The organism is Streptomyces sp. NPDC059785 (genome assembly GCF_042732375.1).
GTDB lineage: Bacteria > Actinomycetota > Actinomycetes > Streptomycetales > Streptomycetaceae > Streptomyces.
Window position 1 is genome coordinate 34,432 of the sequence record NZ_JBHWHV010000021.1, and the last position, 18,322, is coordinate 52,753.

Consider the following 18,322-nt stretch of genomic DNA (forward strand, 5'->3'; position numbering starts at 1 on the left):
CACGATACGGGGCCTGCCGTCAGCGGCGGACGTCCCGTCCACAGGCGTAGGCGAGGGGGGAGATGACTTCCTCCGCGTCCGGCAGCCAGCGGTTGGCCGCGGTCGGCCGGCAGGCCCACTGCACGGCGCCGCGTGATCCGTAACGGGTGGGCGGGGCCGCCACGTACGTGCCCTCGCCGAGGGCGACCAGGTCGAGGGAGGCGGGCAGCCAGCCGAGCCCCCGGATGAGGTCGGGGATCTTGACGGCGCCGCCGGGGAGCACGAAGAACTGCATGCGCCGGTCCGGCGTGCAGGTCACCGGACCGAGCGTCAGCTCCATGCGCTCCATGCGGGCGAGCGCGAGGAAACCGGCGGTCTCGGGCACGTCGATCGCGTCGAACGTACGCCCGGTGGGGAGCAGGATCGACGCCGACGGCTGTTTCGACCACATGCGGCGGGCGGCCGACGCGCTGCCCGTGGCCTGGGTCGCCCAGTCCTCGCGCGCCGGGTGCGCGCCGGGCAGCGTGCACGCCGGGTCACCGCAGGAGCAGCGCTGGGTGCCGTCGACGGCCTCCAGCCAGGTGCCGGGGAACACGTCCCAGTGGCGCTCCTCGGCATAGCGCACGGCGGTGTCCAGCAGCGCCTCCCCACGCTGGTGGGGGATCTGTGCGGTCTCGGTGACTGCCATGGTCTCTTCCACGATCAGCTCAACTCCCGGGTTCACAACGGGTTACGGGGGACGTGCGCGCGGGGGCGGAGCACTGATTTCGCACCTGGGGCGCATGGATGCACGGGTGGGGGCGCGCGCGGGCTATGGCAGCGGGGGGTGGGTAGCCAGGTGTGGGGCCCGGGCAATCGCCTTTACCCCGGCAATCCTCGCATGCCTCGCATCTTCCGTATCTCGGCGGGGCATCGATCTTCATGGCCGTGCTCCCGGGACGGAGTTCGGCTATTGAGGACATGACAAATCTGGTGCGTGGGCAGAGCACCACAGCCACAGGGGGTACGCCATGGCCGCAAGGCCGCTCGTCGCGCGGCAGCCGAACGAACGGTTGCAGGCGCTCATTCAGGAAGCGGGCTGCTCGAACGCCGGGCTGGCCCGCCGGGTCAACATGTGCGGGGCCGAACACGGTCTTGATCTACGTTACGACAAAACGTCGGTCGCCCGCTGGCTGCGCGGACAGCAGCCGCGGGGCCGGGCTCCGGCCATCATCGCGGAGGCGCTGGGACGCAAACTCGGCCGTACGGTCACGATCGACGAGATCGGGATGGCCAACGGCAAGAACCTCGCGTCCGGCGTCGGGCTCCAGTTCTCGCCGACCGTGCTGGGCGCCATCGAGCAGGTCTGCGAGCTGTGGCGCAGCGACGTGGGGCGCCGGGACTTCCTGTCCGGCTCGTCCGTCGCCGCCTCCGCGCTCGTCGAGCCCAGCCGCGACTGGCTGATCTCGTCGCCGGACTCGCAGGTCGCGCGGTCGGCGGGGCCCCGGGTCGGGCCCTCGGACGTGGCGGCGGTACGCGCCATGACGCAGGCCCTGGTCCAACTCGACCACCAGTACGGCAGCGGTCATGTGCGCCCGGTGGTCGTGCACTACCTCAACAGCGTGGTCTCCGGGCTGCTCGCCGGCTCCTACCGGGAGGCGGTCGGACGCGAACTGTTCTCGGCCGTCTCGCGGTTGACCGAACTCGCCGGCTACATGGCCATCGACACCGGCCAGCCGGGACTGGCCCAGCGGTACTACATCCAGGCGCTGCGCCTCGCGCAGGCGGCCGGCGACCGCGGTTACGGCGGTTACGTACTGGCCGCGTCCATGAGCCACCTCGCCGCGCAGCTCGGGAACCCGCGCGAGATCGCGCAGTTGGCGCGGGCGGCCCAGGAGGGCGCGCGCGGCCGGGTCACCCCGCGCGCGGAGGCGATGTTCCACGCGGCGGAGGCCAGGGGGCACGCGCTGATGGGCGACTCCCGGGCGGCGCAGGCCGCGTCCGGGCGGGCGGTCGGCGCCCTGGAGTCGGCCGACCCGTCCTCCGGTGACGACCCGGTGTGGATCGCGCACTTCGACGAGGCGTACCTGGCCGACGAGTTGGCGCACTGCCACCGGGACCTCGGCCAGCCGGAACCGGCCGCGCGGTACGCGCAGGAGGCCCTCGACGGGCACCCCGAGTCGCGCGCGCGGCGCCGGGCGATCGGCTACGTGCTGCTCGCCACCGCGCAGGTGCAGCGGCGCGAGGTCGAGGAGGCCTGCCATACGGGCCTGCGCGCCGTGGAGTTGCTCGGCACCCTGCGCTCCAACCGCGGCGCCGAGTACCTCGACGACTTCCAGCAGCGCCTGGAGCCCTACCGCGAGGAGCCGGTGGTGCGGGAGTTCGGGGCCCGCCTCGAACTCCAGGCAGCTGCCTGACCAAGGGAGTTGGGAAACCGCGCACGTAAAAATGGTGTGCGTGAGGTGAACGGATGCCTCTTTATGGCCTGAACGGGGCGCAAAGAGGCGCACTTGGTGGGAAAGGAGTCAAATACAGCGTACGGAGGGGCGGTTTCGTTACCCCGGTCACAGGGGTAGGAGGTCATGCCCTGTGCTGCGTGGCATCGGGTTGTGGGGACCCGGTAGCGTGAGCCGACGATTCCGAAGGTCCCCCAATCGTAGGAGCCCCGGTGACGCAGAGTGGACAGGGCGAGGAGCCCTCGGCGCGGCAAGCGCGCGAAGGCATCGTGCTGCCCTCCGACGGCGGTGAGCCCCTGCTGCCGGGGATGACCGGCGACCGGGCGGCACCGGCCGGCGGTCGGTCCTGGGGGCAGCAGTGGGGCCCCGCCCCGTCGGCGCCCCAGCAGCAGGACCACGGGACCGGACACGGTCCGGGACAGGGCTGGAGCGCGCCCGCCGCCGACGGCAACGCCCCGCAGACCCAGACCTGGGAGATGCCGGAGGCGTCCAGGTCCGGGTCCGCCCCGGCCCCGGACTGGGGCACCCCCGAGAGACCGGGCGGCTGGGACGCGTCCGCCGCGCCCCGGCACCCGCACGCGGGCGACCACGCCGCGCAGGGCTGGACGGGCACCACGTCGGCCGCGCTGCCCCCGGAGGGCGCGCCCCCGGCCTCGTACGGGACCACGGGCGGCCACCCCGGCGCCCTGCCGCCGCAGCACGCCGCGCACTCCTCGGCGCCGCTGCCGCCCGTCGCGCCCGCAGACGAAGGCGCGACCCAGTACATCCCGCCCGTCCCGGCCCACGACGACGGCGCGACGCAGTACATACCTCCGGTGGCCGCGGCCCCGGACGAGGGCGCCACGCAGTACATACCCCCGGTGGGTCCGGGCGCGCTGCCGCCCGAGGTGCCCGCCGACGCCGCGCAGTACCTGGGCCGCGCACCGCACGGCGGGGCGGGACCGCTGCCGCCCACCGCGGACCCCGACGCCCAGGCCACGCAGTACATCGCCCCCGTTCCCGCGGAACCGGCCGCCCCGTCGTACGGGATCCGTCCCGGAGGGCCCGAGGACCGCCAGCCGCCCGCCGAGTTCGACAACCTCTTCCGCAGCGAGCAGGAGGGGCCCGCCTCCACCCAGCAGCTGCCGAAGTTCGACGCGCCGCGTCCGGCGGGCGCGCCCCAGGCGGGGCCGCCGCAGGGCCCGGGGGCGCCGGGCGGGCGGGCCGCCGCACGGCGCGGCGGCTCCGGCGGCGGACGCGGCGGCCGTACCGGCTCGCGCGTGCCGCTGCTCGCCGCTCTCGGCGTGGGCATCGCGGTGCTCGGCCTCGGCGCCGGTGCGCTGCTCAGCAGCGGTTCGGGCGACGACGGCGGTGACGACGACAGCAGGACGGTCTCGGCGACGGCGCCCGCCACCGAGGGATCACCGTCCGCGTCGGCCGACCCGGTGAAGGAGCAGGCCGTCGCGCTCGACCAGCTCCTCGCGGACAGCAACAGCAGCCGTGACTCGGTGATCAAGGCCGTCGCGAACGTCAAGGCGTGCAAGGAGCTGGACCAGGCGGCCACGGATCTCCGCGACGCCGCCAAGCAGCGAGGCGAGCTGGTCACCCGGCTGTCGAAGCTCCAGGTCGGCAAGCTTCCGAACCACGCCGAGCTGACCACCGCCCTGACCAAGGCCTGGCAGGCGTCCGCCTCGGCGGACAACCACTACGCCGCCTGGGCCGACCAGGCCGCGGGCAAGAAGGGCTGCCGCAAGGGCCAGGCCCGTACGACGGGGCAGACGCAGGCGGGCAACAAGGCCAGCGGCACCGCGAGCGCGCAGAAGACCGAGGCCGCGAAGCTCTGGAACTCCATCGCGTCGAGCTACGGGCTGACGGAGCGTCAGCCGACCCAGCTCTGACGGGCGGCGGCCCGCGCCGGAGGCGTCGTTCAGCGCAGCGCGCTGGACGACGCGCTCTCCAGGATCTTCTTCACGTCGACGAAGCCGTTGCGCGCGGGCACGAGCTGCCCGTCCCGCACCACCTGGTACGTGACGTGGGCGTTGACCAGGCGCGGGAAGTCGACGGCCGCGATCAGGTCCTCGAACTGCCAGCTCAGCGCGGGCGTGAGCCCGCCGGTCCTGACCTTGAGTCCGTCGTCCAGCGCCCGCCGGATGCTCTGCGCGGTCACCTCGCCGTCCCCGAGGGACTCGACGACCTGCTTCAGCACGCCGTACGCGATCCAGGTGGTCTGCACGCCCGCGTCCGCCGGATCGATCCGGTTGTCCCCGAAGGCCTGCTGCTTGATCACCTTCTTCATCGGGTCCCAGCGGTCGTCGCTCGCCGCCGGGTACCAGCCCGTGACGTACGCCTCCTCGTACGGGCCCGACTTGCCGCCGGTGGTGTCGATCACCGTCTGGTCGACGCTGCCGAGCACCGAGGCGGCCCGCACCGACGGGTAGTCCTCGCGGTCGTGCCGGAAGGAGTCCATGAACGCGTCCGTACGGTCGCCGAGCGCGGCGACCACGCAGCCCTTCGCCGTGCTGTCGGCGCTCGCCCGCTCCAGGGCCTGCTTGGCCTGCCCGGAGTACCCGGTGGCGTCGTCGGGGGCCCGTACGTCGGCGGCGGGGTCGTGCCCGCCCTTCTCCAGGCCGGTGTCGATCAGCAGCGGCAGCTCGTCGCCGGCGATGGTGTCGGGCCGCACCAGGGAGACGCCGCCGCAGTTCTTGGCCAGCTCCTCGCCGAGGCCGGCCAGCAGCGCGGGCTGCCCGCCGTTCACCGGGTAGGAGAGCGGGCTCTTGAACTCGTCGTCGGTCAGCCCGTACCCGCCGATGTACGGGATGCCGGACGCTTGCAGCGGGGTGAGGAAGGAGCTGCCGTACTGGCTGTAGGAGCCGACGACGGCGACGACGTTCTCGTTGACCGCGCGCCGTGCGCACTTCGCGGCGTCCTGCGAGTTGTTGTGGTCGTTGCAGGTGAGGACCTTGAGCTCGTGGCCGTTGATGCCGCCCTTGGCGTTCACCCAGCGGGCGTACGCCTGGGCCATGGCGGGCATGCCGGGCTTGTTGGTCGCGGCCGTGTTGTCGGGCGCCCAGGTCATGACGGTGATGGGGTCGTCCCCGGATCCCCCTGTGACCCCGGGGACGACTCCACAGCCGACGGCCGACGACGCACACGCCGTCAGCGCGCACGCGGCCAGCAGCGCGGCCTTGAGCGGGCGGGAACGGAGGGGGGTGGAGGTGCGGGTGCGTCGCCTGCCGGTCATAAGCACACACGTTTCCGCCACATCGCCAACCCCGGAGTGACCGGCGGTCAACGTGGGGTGACGTGAAGGTGAATTGCGGGGGGCGGTGATCCGCTTCCGCGGCGGAACGTACGATCGGTGACCGTGCAAGGTTCGGAGAACTCTTCCCGTCGCGGGCGCCGCTCATCCACCATGGGCGTCATGCCACTGAACGACATGCCGTGGTGGCGCTGGCGCAGCAATGTGCGCTCCGCGCTGCACATGCTTTCCGACCCCGTCTTCCAGCGGGACGTCTGGCTCGCGGGCGTGGACGGCTACGGGGACGTCACCGACGCCGTGTACCGCCTGGTCGAGGACACCTGGCTGGACAACTGGTCGGCCGAGAAATACGTCGGCACGATCTTCCGCGACTCGCAGGAGGCGGCGCTCGTCGACACCGCCGTGCTGCGGGTGCTGCGGATCATGCACCAGGTCGGCCCCGACGCCCCCGTCTCCGCCTATCTCGACCACCACGGGTGGCCCGAGGCGGTACGGGCCGCCCGGGACGCGCACCTGCGGATGGCCGCGAGCGACGGCGAGGACCCGGACACGCCGCCCCGCACGCTCGAGGTGCTGAACATCATGACGCGGTCCGCCTGACGCCCGGGTGCCGGGCCCGTGGCCCGGGGCGGCCGGGGGCGGGCGGCCGGGGCACGGGGCGCACGGCGGGGGCGCACGCCGCACTGTGGACGGATTGACCACCGCGGCGGCCCGTGTGGGACCCTGTGCGGCATGAACGAGCAGCCCGTCCGCGCCGCCGCGGTGCCCGCCGACCAGTACGTCCTGACGCTGTCCTGCCCCGACAAGCAGGGCATCGTGCACGCCGTGTCGAGCTACCTCTTCATGACCGGCTGCAACATCGAGGACAGTCAGCAGTTCGGCGACCACGACACGGGCCTGTTCTTCATGCGCGTGCACTTCTCGGCGGAGGCCCCGGTGACGGTGGAGAAGCTGCGCGCCAGCTTCGCGGCGGTCGGCGACTCCTTCCAGATGGACTGGCAGATCCACCGGGCCGAGGAGCGGATGCGCGTCGTCCTCATGGTCAGCAAGTTCGGCCACTGCCTGAACGACCTGCTCTTCCGCGCGCGGACCGGCGCCCTGCCCGTCGAGATCGCCGCAGTGGTGTCCAACCACACGGACTTCGCCGAGCTCGTGGCGTCGTACGACATTCCCTTCCACCACATTCCGGTGACCAAGGACACCAAGGCCGAGGCCGAGGCGCAGGTCCTGGAGCTGGTGCGCGGGGAGAACGTGGAGCTCGTCGTCCTCGCCCGCTACATGCAGGTGCTCTCGGACGACCTGTGCAAGCAGCTCAGCGGCCGGATCATCAACATCCACCACTCCTTCCTGCCGAGCTTCAAGGGCGCCAAGCCCTACCACCAGGCCCACGCGCGCGGGGTGAAGCTCATCGGCGCCACCGCGCACTACGTCACCGCCGACCTCGACGAGGGCCCGATCATCGAGCAGGAGGTCGAGCGCGTCGGCCACGGCGTGACCCCGGACCAGCTCGTCGCCATCGGCCGCGACGTGGAGTGCCAGGCGCTGGCCCGCGCGGTGAAGTGGCACGCCGAGCGCCGCATCCTGCTGAACGGCCGCCGCACGGTCGTCTTCCCGTAGCCCCACGACTGCCTGGCAGCCCACCGGCCGGCGGTCGCTACATCCGGCTCAGTGACGCCGCGGCGAACAGTACGTCCTTGATCGCCGCGCGGTCGCCGTCCTGTCCGGCGGCCGCGTCCTCCGGCGCCACGTGGCCCGCCGCCAGCCGGCAGAACTCCACGCCGTCCAGGGCGACATGCGCGACCTCGCGGTCCGCCGTGGCGAGCGCGGCCGGGGAGTCGAGCGGGATCAGCCACTCCCCGCCGCCGGAGCCCTCGATCTCCAGCCGCAGACTGCGCCCCGGCGAGCCCGCCGCGACGAGATGGCGCGGCGCCGCCGCGTCCGCCCGCCCCGCGCGCCGCCGTTCGGCCAGCGCCACGGGCAGCAGCCGCGCCGCCAGGTCGATCATGCGGTGCAGATGCCGCGGCGCCGGCGGCTGGTACGGGTAGTCCACGGCCTCCGCGATGTCGTCCGCGTGCACCCAGCACTCGAAGGCGCGGTCCAGCATCGCGTCGCGCAGCGGCAGCGTGAACGCGCCGTACGGCACCGCCATGCCGCCCCGGCCGCCGCCCGCGAAGGACACGGTGCGCACCAGGTCGTGGCTCTGCTCCCGCCACGGGCCGCGCAGCGACCGGGTGGGCGGCTGGTCCGATGCCTTCCAGTACGCCTCCGTGCGCCCGGTGGGATTCGCCTCACCGGGGCGGGCCGCGCCGAGCGGGTCCTCCAGACCGAGCGCCACGGCCACCAGGCCGTCGACGCTGAGCAGATGTGCGATGACACCGGCGACGGTCGTGCGGCGCACGGCGGGCGCGTCGTCCGCGAACCAGCGCAGCCGGACCGGCGCGTGCCAGTCGGCCTCGCCGATGTCCTGCAACAGGGCGTCGAGGCGCGCGGCCTCGGCGTCGTACGGGGCCGCCCACTCCGGCACCGGGATGCGCGGCGGGCGCCGCTCCAGGCAGCTCTCCAGGACGCGGGTGCGCAGCGCCGGGTCGAGGTCGAGGCTCTCCGCGGGGTGCAGCAGGCCGACCGCCTCGCGCAGCCGCCGCGCCTCGTCCGCGCACGGGCCGCAGCCCCCGAGGTGGTCCTCGACGGCCGCCGCCTCCTCCGCCGAGCAGGCGGCCAGCGCCCAGGCGCCCAGCAGCGACTTCAGCACCCGGTGCGCCAGGACGGGAGGGGTGGCCGGGGGCGGCGGGGGTCCGGGCCGTCCGGTGCCGAGCCGCGGCAGCGAGCGCCCGGTGTCCTCGACGGAGGACCGGGGCGGGGGTATACGGGGGCCGGGCTCCCCGGCGGGATCACCCTTGCCGGGACCCGGGGGCCTGCCGGGACCGCCGCCACCACCGGCGGCGCCACCGCTGCCGTACCGGCTGTGCGGCCCGTACGGATCGTACGGATCGTGCGCGCCGAAGGAGCCGAAACGTTCCGGGCGGTCGGGGTGGTCCGGCTGTGCGTTCAAGGGGCACCCCCGTGGCCGGGCGGCGCCCCGGCGGGGCCGACGTCGTGGGCGGTGGCCAGCAGTTGGAGGCCGAGGCGGAGCCGGCGGCGGGACTCGTCCTCGGTGATGCCGAGGTCCGCGGCGGTCTGCCGGTAGTCGCGGCGCTGGAAGTAGGCGCGCTCCAGGGCGGCCCGCAGCGGGGTGGGCATCGAGGTGACGATGTAGTCGGCGCGGGCGGCCACCGAGGCGCGGCGCACCTTGTGCTCCAGGTCCTCTGCCGTGCCGCCGCCGTCGCCGAGCGCCGCGGTCTCGGTGGCGCGCAGCCGCTGCACGGCGAGCCGGTGCGTCAGCGTGGCCAGCCAGGAGCGGAGCGGTCCCTGCTTGGGGTCGTACGTCTCCGGGTGCTCCCAGACGTGGGTGAAGACCTCGCGCGTGATGGAGTCGGCGGACCGTTCGTCGCCGACGACGCGGTGGGCGAGGCCGTGCACGAGCGAGGCGAACCGGTCGTAGAGCTCGCCGAGCGCGGCGGCCTCGCCGCGGGCCAGCCGCTGCTGCATCTTGCGGTCCCAGCGAGGCGGTGCGTCGTTGCTCGCCATGCGGCCACCTCACCCCTGTCCGTGCCCGGTGCCTGTTCCGTGTCGACGTGTGCCCAGGTGTCCAGCCTCTGTGCACCACTGTCTCGAATGTAGTCGGCACGTCTAAGAGCGCACGCCCCTTTACCGCAATGTGCGCCCCCCGACAGGAGACGGATGGTAAGGCCCTGCGGGTGACGGACGGTGTGCGGTGTATCACCGCTCAGCAGCCGGAAAGGGACCGTCCACCCCGTGCGTTCGGGCGCGGGGCGGTGTTTCATGGGACGACCGCCTGGGCAGCCGCGCTGAAAGAAACGTACGGACTGCTTCCGGTTGCGAAGGGCGGGCCGGCGGGCGGCGACGAGAGGCATGGCGGTGACGCTCAAAGTGACCGACGGGGAGCACGGCGAGTGGGCCGTGCTCCAGGTGACGGGCGAAATGGACCTGATGACGTCGCCGGTGGTGCGCCAGGGGGTGCACGACGCGGTGGCGGACGGCCGCCACAGCCTGGTCCTCGACCTCTCCGACGTGCTCTTCTGCGATTCCAGCGGGGTCGGCGTGCTGATCGCATCCCGCCGTCTCATGCACTCCTGCGGGGGCCGGCTGCGGCTGATCCTGCCCGCGCAGGGCGCCGTCGACGGCTCGCACGTCAACCGGGTGCTGGCCGCCCTCGGGGTGCGCCGCCTCTTCGACGTCTACCAGGACCTCGACGCCGCCCTGGACGAGGACTCGCGGCCCCTCTCGGCGTGACGCCGGCCACATCGTCCCAGTGACTCTGATCACATCAAGTGGGTGGCGATGCCACACAGTTGTCCCGGAATTCCCGCGGTCTTGGTACAAGCGTCGTTTTCCCTGCCTGTCGGGGCACCCGCGTCGTACGCTCCCTGCCAGGCAAACCGGCAGTCCGGCTGTGAGTCCGGCTGAGATGTAAGGCGGTCCGAACACGATGATCAGCACCGAGTACGAACGGCGGATCGCCGCCCGGTTCGCCACCTTCGACCAGGACGGCAACGGATACATCGACCGGGCGGACTTCAACGCGGCCGCCAAGGCGGTCCTCGCCGCGTTCGACACGGCGGCCAGGTCGGACAAGGGCCAGGCCCTGTACAGCGGTGCCGAGGCGTTCTGGCAGGGCATGGCCGGGATCGCGGACCGGGACGGCGACCAGCGCATCACGCGGGGCGAGTTCGTCGGCGGCGCGGTGAAGCGGCTGCGCGACAACCCCGAGCGCTTCGCGGAGATCGCCCGCCCCTTCCTGCACGCGACGCTCGCGGTGGCGGACACCGACGGGGACGGCTCGGCCACGGTCGACGAGACCGTACGCGTACTGCGGGCGCTGGGCGCCACCGAGGAGGTCGCGGCGTTCGCGGCCGGCGCGCTCGACGCCGACGCCGACGGCCGGATCGGCGAGGCGGAGATCGTGAACGCCTTCGCCCGCTACTTCACGGTGCCGGAGTGACACCGACCCGCTGAGCACCGGCCGTGGAGGCCCGTCACCCGTACCGCTCCCGCAGCCGGTACTTGAGCACCTTGCGCAGCGTCTCGTTGCGCGGCAGGGCGTCCACCACCTCCAGTTGCTCCGGCAGCTTGTGCACGGACAGCCCCTGCGCGCGCAGGTACGAGGTGACCGCGGGCAGCGTCAGCTCCCCGCCGTCCGGCGGCCGTTCGACCACCGCGCAGACCCGTTCCCCGCGCTCGGCGTCCGGCAGTCCGATGACGGCGACGTCGCCGACGTCCGGGTGCCGGTGCAGCAGGTCCTCGATCTCCTTGGCCGAGATGTTCTCGCCCTTGCGGATGATGACGTCCTTGCGGCGGCCGGTCAGCACCAGGTGGCCGCTGCCGGTGAGGTGTCCGAGGTCGCCGGTGCGCAGGAAGCCGTCCTCGTCGAACGCCTCGGCGCTCTGCGCCGGGTCCAGATAGCCCTGGCAGACGGCCTCGCCGCGCAGCCGCACCTCGCCGTCCACGATCCGGATGGTCATGCCGTCGGGCGGCCGCCCCTCCGTCGTCGCCAGGTTCTCGGCGGTGTCGTCGGGGGAGCCCATGGTGATCATCGGCACCTCGGTCATCCCGTACCCGTGGGTGAGCTGGACGCCCATCTCGCGGACGACGTCGTGGTAGAGCGCGGGCGGTTTCGGGGCGCCGCCGCCGGCCAGCAGCCGCAGCGTGGGGACGACCGGCTCGCCCGGCCGCTTGCGCTGCTCGGCCAGGAACAGGGAGTAGAAGGCCGTGGAGCCGCCGGCCACCGTCACCCCGTGTCTGCGGTAGTCGGCCAGGGCGTCCTCCATCGCGAAGTGCTCGAACATCACCGCCGGGAACCCGTACAGCAGCAGCATCACCGTGTAGTCGGGCCCGGCGATGTGCGCGTACGGGAAGGCCATGGAACCGACGTCGGCGGCCGACAGGCGCAGCGCGTGCGCCAGGCAGGAGCCGCCCGCGATCAGCGAACGGTCGGTGTGCAGCACGCCCTTCGGATCGGACGTCGTGCCGGAGGTCCAGTAGATCCAGCGCACGGCGCCCCCGTCGGCGGGCGGGTCCGGCAGCGTGGCCGGGTCCCCGTCCGGCAGGACGTCGTACGCCTCGAAGACGCCCTTCGCGCCGAGCCGCCGCGCCATCGCCGTGTGGTCGAAGCCGCGCCACTCACCTGGTACGGCGAAGAACTCGGCCGCCGAGGCGCGCAGCGCGAAGCCGACCTCGCGGTCCCGGTAGAAGGGGATCACCGGCGACTGCACGGCGCCGAGCCGGGCCAGCGCGAAGGACAGCAGCGCCGTCTCGATCCGGGTGGGCAGCTGCCAGGCGACCACCGTGCCGGGGCGCACCCCCATGGCGTACAGGCCCGCCGCGACCCGTTCGGCGCGGTCGTGCAGCGCGCCGAAGGTGAGGGAGCGCCCGCCCTGGAGGAGGACGGGCCGGTCGGGGGTGCGGCGGGCGCGGCGGGTCACGAGCTCCCAGAGGGTGCGGGAGGCGGCCAGGGCGTGCGCGGTCCCGGCGGTCTCTGCGGTCTCGTTCACGGGCGCTCCCCTCGGCCGCTACGGCCCGCGGCGACTTGAGCTGACGGCATGTCAGATGGTGCGCAGAGCGTAGGGCGCACCGCCTTGTCGGTCCAGGGGTGCGGGGCTAGCCTGCAAGGCAGACAATCTGACGGGTCATCAGATACAGCGGTGCGGGAGCACCGGATCAGCCCTCACGGTGGAGGTCCCCATGACGGAACTGCCGCGGATCGTCAGCGTCGACGACCATGTGATCGAGCCCGAGCACCTCTTCGAGACCTGGCTGCCGCGGAAGTACCGGGACCGCGGGCCCAAACCGCTCACCGCCGGGATCGGCGAACTCGCCTACGTCGGCGGCAAGTACCGGATCACCATGGACCCGGACGGGCCGCCCACCGACTGGTGGGTCTACGAGGACCTGAAGTTCCCGTACAAGCGGAACATCGCCGCCGTCGGCTTCGACCGGGACGAGATGACGCTCGAGGGGATCACCCGCGCGGAGATGCGCCGGGGCTGCTGGGACCCCAGGGAACGCCTCGCCGACATGGACCTCAACCACGTCGAGGCGAGCCTGTGCTTCCCCACCTTCCCGCGCTTCTGCGGGCAGACCTTCGCCGAGGCGCACGACAAGGAGGTCGCGCTGGCGTGCGTGCGGGCGTACAACGACTGGATGGTCGAGGAGTGGTGCGGCGACAGCGGCGGCCGGCTGATCCCGCTGTGCCTGATCCCGCTCTGGGACATCGACCTCGCGGTCGCCGAGATCCGCCGGAACGCGGCGCGCGGCGTCAGGGCGGTCACCTTCTCCGAGATCCCGACCTACCTGGGGCTGCCCTCGATCCACTCCGGGTACTGGGACCCCTTCTTCGCCGTGTGCGAGGAGACCGGCACGGTCGTGAACATGCACATCGGGTCCAGCTCCCAGATGCCCGCCGCGTCCCCGGACGCGCCGCCCGCCGTCCAGGCGTCACTGAGCTTCAACAACGCCATGGCGTCGATGATGGACTTCCTCTTCTCCGGTGTCCTGGTGCGGTTCCCGCGGCTGAAACTGGCGTACTCGGAGGGCCAGATGGGGTGGATCCCGTACGCCCTGGAGCGCGCCGACGACGTCTGGGAGGAGCACCGCGCCTGGGGCGGCGTCCGCGACCTGATCCCCGAGCCGCCGTCGACGTACTACTACCGGCAGATCTTCTGCTGTTTCTTCCGGGACAAGCACGGGGTGGCGTCCCTGGACGTCGTAGGCCGCGACAACGCCACCTTCGAGACCGACTACCCGCACGTCGACTCGACCTTCCCGCACACCAAGGAGGTCGCCCTCGACCATGTGCGGGGCCTGGACGACGAGACCGTCCACAAGCTGATGCGCGGCAACGCCATCCGCATGCTGGGCCTGGACCTCGATGACCGCGCCGGCACCGTACGTACCGGGTGATGGACCTCGCGGACACCTCCGAGGAGGCGGAGTTCCGGGCCGGGCTGCGCAAGTGGCTCGCGGACGTGCTCCCCGGACTGCCCCCGAAGCCGCCGCCAAACGACTGGCCGGGACGGCGCGCGTACGACCTCGGCTGGCAGCGGACGCTGTACGACGCCGGGTACGCGGGGCTGCACTGGCCCGTCGACGCGGGCGGCCGGGGCGCCCCCGCCGCCCAGCACCTGATCTTCCTGGAGGAGACGGAGCGGGCGGGCGCGCCCTATGTGGGGGCGGGTTTCGTCGGGCTGCTGCACGCCGGGCCGACCATCGCGGCCGAGGGGACCGCCGGGCAGCGGGCCCGCTGGCTGCCGCCCGTGCTGCGCGGCGAGGAGGTCTGGTGCCAGGGGTTCTCCGAACCGGAAGCGGGCTCCGACCTCGCGGCGCTGCGCACGCGCGCGTGGCGCGACGGCGACGACTACGTGGTGAGCGGGTCCAAGATCTGGACCTCCCACGCGGAGGTGGCCGACTGGTGCGAACTCCTCGTGCGCACGGACCCCGCGGCCCCGAAGCACCGCGGCATCTCCTGGCTCGCCCTGCGCATGGACACCCCGGGCGTCACCGTACGGCCGCTGCGCACCCTCGCGGGCTCCGCCGAGTTCGCCGAGGTCTTCCTCGACGAGGTGCGGGTCCCCGTCGCGCACCGGGTCGGCGCCGAGAACGACGGCTGGCGGGTGAGCATGGTGACGCTGTCCTTCGAGCGCGGCACCGCCTTCGCGGGCGAGGTGGTCGCCTGCCGCAGACTCCTCGGCGAACTGGCCGCCCGCGCGCGCGAGGACGGCATCTGGGACGACCCCGCCCTGCGCCGCCGCCTCGGCCGCCTGAACGCCGAGTTCCGCGCGCTGTGGCGGCTGATCCAGTGGAACGTGAGCGAGACGGCGGGCACCCGGCGCGGGCCGGGCCCGGTGCCCGGCGCCGGCGGCTCCGTCTTCAAGCTCCGCTACTCGCACGCCCGCCAGGAGCTGTACGAGGCGGCGGCCGAGGTGCTCGGCACCGGCGCCCTCGACCTGCGCCACGAGTGGACGGCCGGCCGGCTGTCGGCGCTGGCGTACACCATCGCGGCCGGCACCTCGCAGATCCAGCGGAACATCGTCGCCGAACGGATCCTGGGCCTGCCGAAGGAACCGAAGGAACCGAAGTGACCGGGGGAGCCCTGAGCCCATGCGCTTTCAACTGACGGACGACCAGCGCGCCTTGCGGCGGGGGACACGGGAGCTGTTCGAGGCGCGGTTCGACCGGGCGGCGCTGCGGCGGGCCGTCGACCACGGCGGTCTCGACCGGACCCTGTGGCGGACGCTGGGCGAGGCGGGCCTCTTCGCGCTCCGGCTGCCCGAGGCCGACGGCGGCGTGGGACTCGGCCTCCCCGAGGCGGTGCTCGCCTTCGAGGAGGCGGGCCGCGTCCTGCTGCCGGGCCCGCTGGTCGCCACCCACCTCGCGGCCGGCGAGATCCCGGGCGCGGCCACCGGCGAGACCGTGGTGACGGCCGCGTACGGGGGCCTGGTGGAGTGGCTGGAGGAGGCGGACGTCGTGCGGGGGCTGGAGGAGGCGGACGTCGTGCGGGGGCTGGAGGAGGCGGACGTCGTGCGGGAGCTGGACGCGGCGGACCTCGTACGGGAGCTGGACGCGGCGGACGCGGTACGGGGCCTGGACGCGGCGGACGCCGTACGGGGAGCGGGGGCCGTTGCCGGGCCGGTGCCCCTGGAGTCGGTGGACCCGCTGACCCCGCTGCACCGCAGTACCCCTCCCGCTCGGGCCGTTCCCGCTGGTCCGGCCGATCCGGTCGTCGTGCTGCTCACCGCGGCCGAACAACTGGGCGGTGCCGCCCGAACCTGTGAACTGGCGGTGCAACACGCCCGGGCACGCGAGCAGTTCGGGCGGCCGATCGGGGCCTTCCAGGCGGTCAAGCACCTGTGCGCGGAGATGCTGGTGCGGGTGGAGACGGCGCGCGCGGCGGTCTACGCGGCCGCCGTGACCGCCGATCCGCTGGACGCCGCGGCGGCCCGGCTGCTCGCGGACGACGCCGCCGTGCGCGGCGCGCGCGACTGCCTCCAGGTGCACGGCGGCATGGGCTTCACCTGGGACTCCGAGGTGCATCTGCATCTCAAGCGCGCCTGGGTGCGCACGCGCCGCACGGGCGATGTCACGCACAGTGAGGAACTGTTGGCCGGAAACCTGCTGTCCGCGACGGCCCCGTGAGGCCCCGTACCGGCTGAGCGTGGACAGCCTCGGTGAGGGTGTCGCGGAGCGCGGCAATCCGTCGTTACGGAGCGTGATCGGTGGTTCGGCCCGTCGACCGCGAAGTCACGGCCCGGAGTCGGCGCCGTGCTCGGGTACCTTGGGTGAGATGCGAGTGGTTCCGAGGCCGGGTCTTCCCGGCGCCGCCTCCCGGGTGGTGCCGGAGTCGGCGATGCGTGCCGCTGGCAGGGCAGGACGGCTCGCCGTCACTGCCTGTTCGACTCCCCGCAGCGAGCGTCGCACAGTATGCCCTACGCGTACTCCTTCGCGCTGGAATATGCCCGAAGCGCTTGTTGGGGTGACTGTACGTCAACCATGCTGTTTCCTCAGGGGATCACGTTCCGTGATTCCAGATCCGGCCACGCAGGCGATGGCCGTGATCGTGGCCCTGGTGAGGCGCGAGGCGATGTGTCCGCCGGTTCGGATGGTGTGAGCGGTGCAGGTGCTTCAAGTGCAACTGGAGATCCGGCCCGACCCCGCGGAGGTGGGGCGCGCCCGGAGATGGGCCCGTTCGCGGCTTGCCGGGTCCGGTATAGAGGCCGATGAGCCGCTCGCGGAGACCCTGATCCTGCTGGTCTCCGAACTCGTCACCAACGCGGTGGTGCACACCGGCTGTCCGGCCGTGCTGCGGCTGCAATTGCACGACGTGCGGCAGGACTCGTCCGGTACGCCGGCCGGCACGGTCCGGCTGGAAGTGACGGATGCCAGCGCATGCCCGCCGATGCCCCGGCACGCGGAGGGCGAGGAGACGGGCGGCCGCGGTCTCGAGCTCGTCGACGGTCTGGCGGACCGCTGGGGCTGGGCGCGCGAGGGCGTCGGCAAGCGGATCTGGTGCGAACTGGACCGCTGCGCCGCGTCGGGTGCCGTACGCGCGGCCGCGTACCCGGCCTACGACGGTCTCGCCCGCGAGGCGGTGTAGCGGCCGTCCGCCGCGGCGCGCGATCTGTAGCGGCGCCGCGTTCCCCTGCCGGGCCGCGGCCGGTGCCGTACGGATGGCGGGCTCGGAATACGACCAGGCCGCGCGCGCGAGGGTGCACGGTCCGTGCATACATGCACGGATTCCGCTTCCGCGGCGCGAGCCGTGACGGAATGCGCCGGGCCGTGCTTCCGTTGCGGTGGTCATAAATCGGACGTAAGTGATGAATGCCTGAACGGGTGTTGACGTGGCGTGTCCGTTTGATCACGCTTGTGTTCAGTGATTCGCCGTGAGGGGACGACGAGGGTTTCGGTGACGGGAGCCCTCGACGAATGCGGATCGCGATTCGGCGTCGGCTCCTCATGGGCCAAGAGGGAGCAGGGCGGGAACGCCGGAGCCGGATGGCGGCGCGCGGTGCCGTGCTCGGGGCGAGCAGTGACGCGCCGCCAGCCGATCCTCGGGACGGCTGCCGTTCTCAGAGAACGGCGACCGGGGCCACAGGGGTTCCCGTACCGCCCGTGAACGGCTCCGGCATCGCTGACAGCAGGAAGCTGTACCGCCCCTCTTCTCCACAGGCTGTGGACAACTCTTCGAGATTCCAGTTCTGGCCCTGGAGCATCCCCATCTCGACCAAGTGGAGCGCGTGCACGGGCAGCCACAGATCCTCGATCTCCGGCGGAAAGATCTCGAAGGTGAGGGTGTCGTTCGCGACCGCGGCGACGTCGCGCGCGTGGAACCACTCCGGCGTACGGACCGACAGGCCCGGCGACGGATACCCGTACGCCTCCCGGTCGCCGGAGAGCAGGACGCGGAGCTGGCCGGTGCGGACGAGGACGATGTCGCCGGGCCGCACGCGGGTGCCCGCCAGGTCCTCGGCCGCGTCCAGGTCCTCGGGGGTCACGGCGTGGCCGCCGTCGAGGCGGTCGGTGTTCCGGGCGCGGGCGACGTCGAGCAGGACGCCGCGCGAGACGATGTGGCGCGGCTTGTCGATGCCGCCGAACTCCGCCCCGCCGTGCGCCGTGACCGTGCCGGCCGGGCGGCCGTTGTAGAGCCTGCCCGCGTGGGAGACGTGGGACAGCGCGTCCCAGTGGGTGGCCGCCTGCAGGCCCATCGTCACGGCGTCGTCGCTGCACGCCACGGTGCCGGGTCCGAACAGCTCCTGGTTGATCTGCACCATCACGTGCAGCGGATTGACCCGCCCCGGGATCAGGCCGGTCTGCACCCCGTCCTGGCGCAGCGGCAGCGCGAGCGGGACGCGGCGCCCGGTGCGGACCCCGGCGGCGGCCTCGCGCACCACCGCGTCGGTGATCAGGTTCAGGGTGCCGGTCTCGTCGTCGGCCCCCCAGCGGCCCCAGTTGTTCACGCGCCCGGCGATCTCCTGGAAGGCCGGATGCGTCGTCGGTGCTGACATGGGTCCTCCCCGGGGCTTGTCTCCGGCTGTCCGGCGGGTTCTAGAATCTAACGGAC

The 18,322-nt window shown here is 72.9% G+C and carries 16 protein-coding genes; 10 read left to right on the plus strand and 6 right to left on the minus strand.

All coding sequences use genetic code 11. From position 1 onward, the window contains the following. Window positions 1-19 precede the first annotated feature (19 nt). Entirely contained in the window at window positions 20-667 is a 648-nt protein-coding gene (locus ACFV6E_RS17810; protein ID WP_385167750.1) for a bifunctional DNA primase/polymerase, read from the minus strand. A 322-nt stretch (window positions 668-989) separates the two neighbouring features. Here ACFV6E_RS17810 and ACFV6E_RS17815 point away from each other — a divergent pair, with 322 nt between their 5' ends. Continuing rightward, a complete protein-coding gene (locus ACFV6E_RS17815; RefSeq protein ID WP_385167749.1) occupies window positions 990-2,375 on the plus strand; it encodes a transcriptional regulator in 1,386 nt (461 codons plus the stop codon). A gap of 251 nt (window positions 2,376-2,626) precedes the next feature. After that, on the plus strand, window positions 2,627-4,291 hold the full coding sequence (locus tag ACFV6E_RS17820) for a hypothetical protein (protein WP_385462628.1): 1,665 nt from the start codon (window positions 2,627-2,629) through the stop codon (window positions 4,289-4,291). 29 nt (window positions 4,292-4,320) lie between these two features. On the opposite strand, the gene ACFV6E_RS17825 is transcribed toward ACFV6E_RS17820, so the two are convergent. After that, window positions 4,321-5,634 (minus strand): ABC transporter substrate-binding protein, encoded by a 1,314-nt coding sequence (locus ACFV6E_RS17825; protein WP_385162775.1) that lies wholly within the window; start codon window positions 5,632-5,634, stop codon window positions 4,321-4,323. Between the two features lie 117 nt (window positions 5,635-5,751). Here ACFV6E_RS17825 and ACFV6E_RS17830 point away from each other — a divergent pair, with 117 nt between their 5' ends. Together ACFV6E_RS17830 and purU are read left to right on the plus strand one after the other, a co-directional pair. Then, window positions 5,752-6,252, plus strand: a complete 501-nt coding sequence (locus tag ACFV6E_RS17830) for a hypothetical protein (protein WP_385162777.1) — start codon at window positions 5,752-5,754, stop codon at window positions 6,250-6,252. A 132-nt stretch (window positions 6,253-6,384) separates the two neighbouring features. Next, entirely contained in the window at window positions 6,385-7,269 is an 885-nt protein-coding gene (gene purU, locus ACFV6E_RS17835; RefSeq protein ID WP_385162779.1) for a formyltetrahydrofolate deformylase, read from the plus strand. 37 nt (window positions 7,270-7,306) lie between these two features. On the opposite strand, the gene ACFV6E_RS17840 is transcribed toward purU, so the two are convergent. Together ACFV6E_RS17840 and ACFV6E_RS17845 are read right to left on the minus strand one after the other, a co-directional pair. Further along, window positions 7,307-8,701, minus strand: coding sequence for a maleylpyruvate isomerase N-terminal domain-containing protein (locus ACFV6E_RS17840; RefSeq protein WP_385462631.1), 1,395 nt, complete (start codon window positions 8,699-8,701; stop codon window positions 7,307-7,309). Further along, complete coding sequence (locus ACFV6E_RS17845) at window positions 8,698-9,276, minus strand: sigma factor (RefSeq protein ID WP_385162783.1); 579 nt, start codon at window positions 9,274-9,276, stop codon at window positions 8,698-8,700. Before ACFV6E_RS17845 ends, ACFV6E_RS17840 begins: the two co-directional genes overlap by 4 nt. Window positions 9,277-9,621: 345 nt before the next feature. Between ACFV6E_RS17845 and ACFV6E_RS17850 the strand changes: the two genes are divergently transcribed. Both ACFV6E_RS17850 and ACFV6E_RS17855 read left to right on the plus strand, forming a co-directional pair. Beyond that, on the plus strand, window positions 9,622-10,002 hold the full coding sequence (locus ACFV6E_RS17850) for an STAS domain-containing protein (protein ID WP_385162785.1): 381 nt from the start codon (window positions 9,622-9,624) through the stop codon (window positions 10,000-10,002). 196 nt (window positions 10,003-10,198) lie between these two features. After that, entirely contained in the window at window positions 10,199-10,711 is a 513-nt protein-coding gene (locus ACFV6E_RS17855; RefSeq protein ID WP_385162787.1) for an EF-hand domain-containing protein, read from the plus strand. A gap of 34 nt (window positions 10,712-10,745) precedes the next feature. On the opposite strand, the gene ACFV6E_RS17860 is transcribed toward ACFV6E_RS17855, so the two are convergent. After that, window positions 10,746-12,260: a class I adenylate-forming enzyme family protein gene (locus tag ACFV6E_RS17860; RefSeq protein WP_385162789.1), complete on the minus strand. Its 1,515-nt coding sequence runs from the start codon at window positions 12,258-12,260 to the stop codon at window positions 10,746-10,748. Window positions 12,261-12,450: 190 nt separating this feature from the next. Between ACFV6E_RS17860 and ACFV6E_RS17865 the strand changes: the two genes are divergently transcribed. The 4 genes from ACFV6E_RS17865 (at window position 12,451) to ACFV6E_RS17880 (ending at window position 16,858) form a co-directional block, all read left to right on the plus strand. After that, window positions 12,451-13,668 (plus strand): amidohydrolase family protein, encoded by a 1,218-nt coding sequence (locus ACFV6E_RS17865; protein WP_385162791.1) that lies wholly within the window; start codon window positions 12,451-12,453, stop codon window positions 13,666-13,668. Beyond that, window positions 13,668-14,846, plus strand: coding sequence for an acyl-CoA dehydrogenase family protein (locus ACFV6E_RS17870; protein WP_385462634.1), 1,179 nt, complete (start codon window positions 13,668-13,670; stop codon window positions 14,844-14,846). The genes ACFV6E_RS17865 and ACFV6E_RS17870 overlap by 1 nt, the downstream gene beginning before the upstream one ends. Window positions 14,847-14,865: 19 nt before the next feature. After that, complete coding sequence (locus ACFV6E_RS17875) at window positions 14,866-15,900, plus strand: acyl-CoA dehydrogenase family protein (RefSeq protein ID WP_385462637.1); 1,035 nt, start codon at window positions 14,866-14,868, stop codon at window positions 15,898-15,900. A 475-nt stretch (window positions 15,901-16,375) separates the two neighbouring features. Beyond that, the gene (locus tag ACFV6E_RS17880) at window positions 16,376-16,858 is read left to right on the plus strand and encodes an ATP-binding protein (protein WP_385162797.1); all 483 of its coding nucleotides are present in this window, start codon (window positions 16,376-16,378) and stop codon (window positions 16,856-16,858) included. Between the two features lie 472 nt (window positions 16,859-17,330). On the opposite strand, the gene ACFV6E_RS17885 is transcribed toward ACFV6E_RS17880, so the two are convergent. Then, window positions 17,331-18,266, minus strand: coding sequence for a cyclase family protein (locus ACFV6E_RS17885; protein ID WP_385162799.1), 936 nt, complete (start codon window positions 18,264-18,266; stop codon window positions 17,331-17,333). Window positions 18,267-18,322 lie beyond the last annotated feature (56 nt).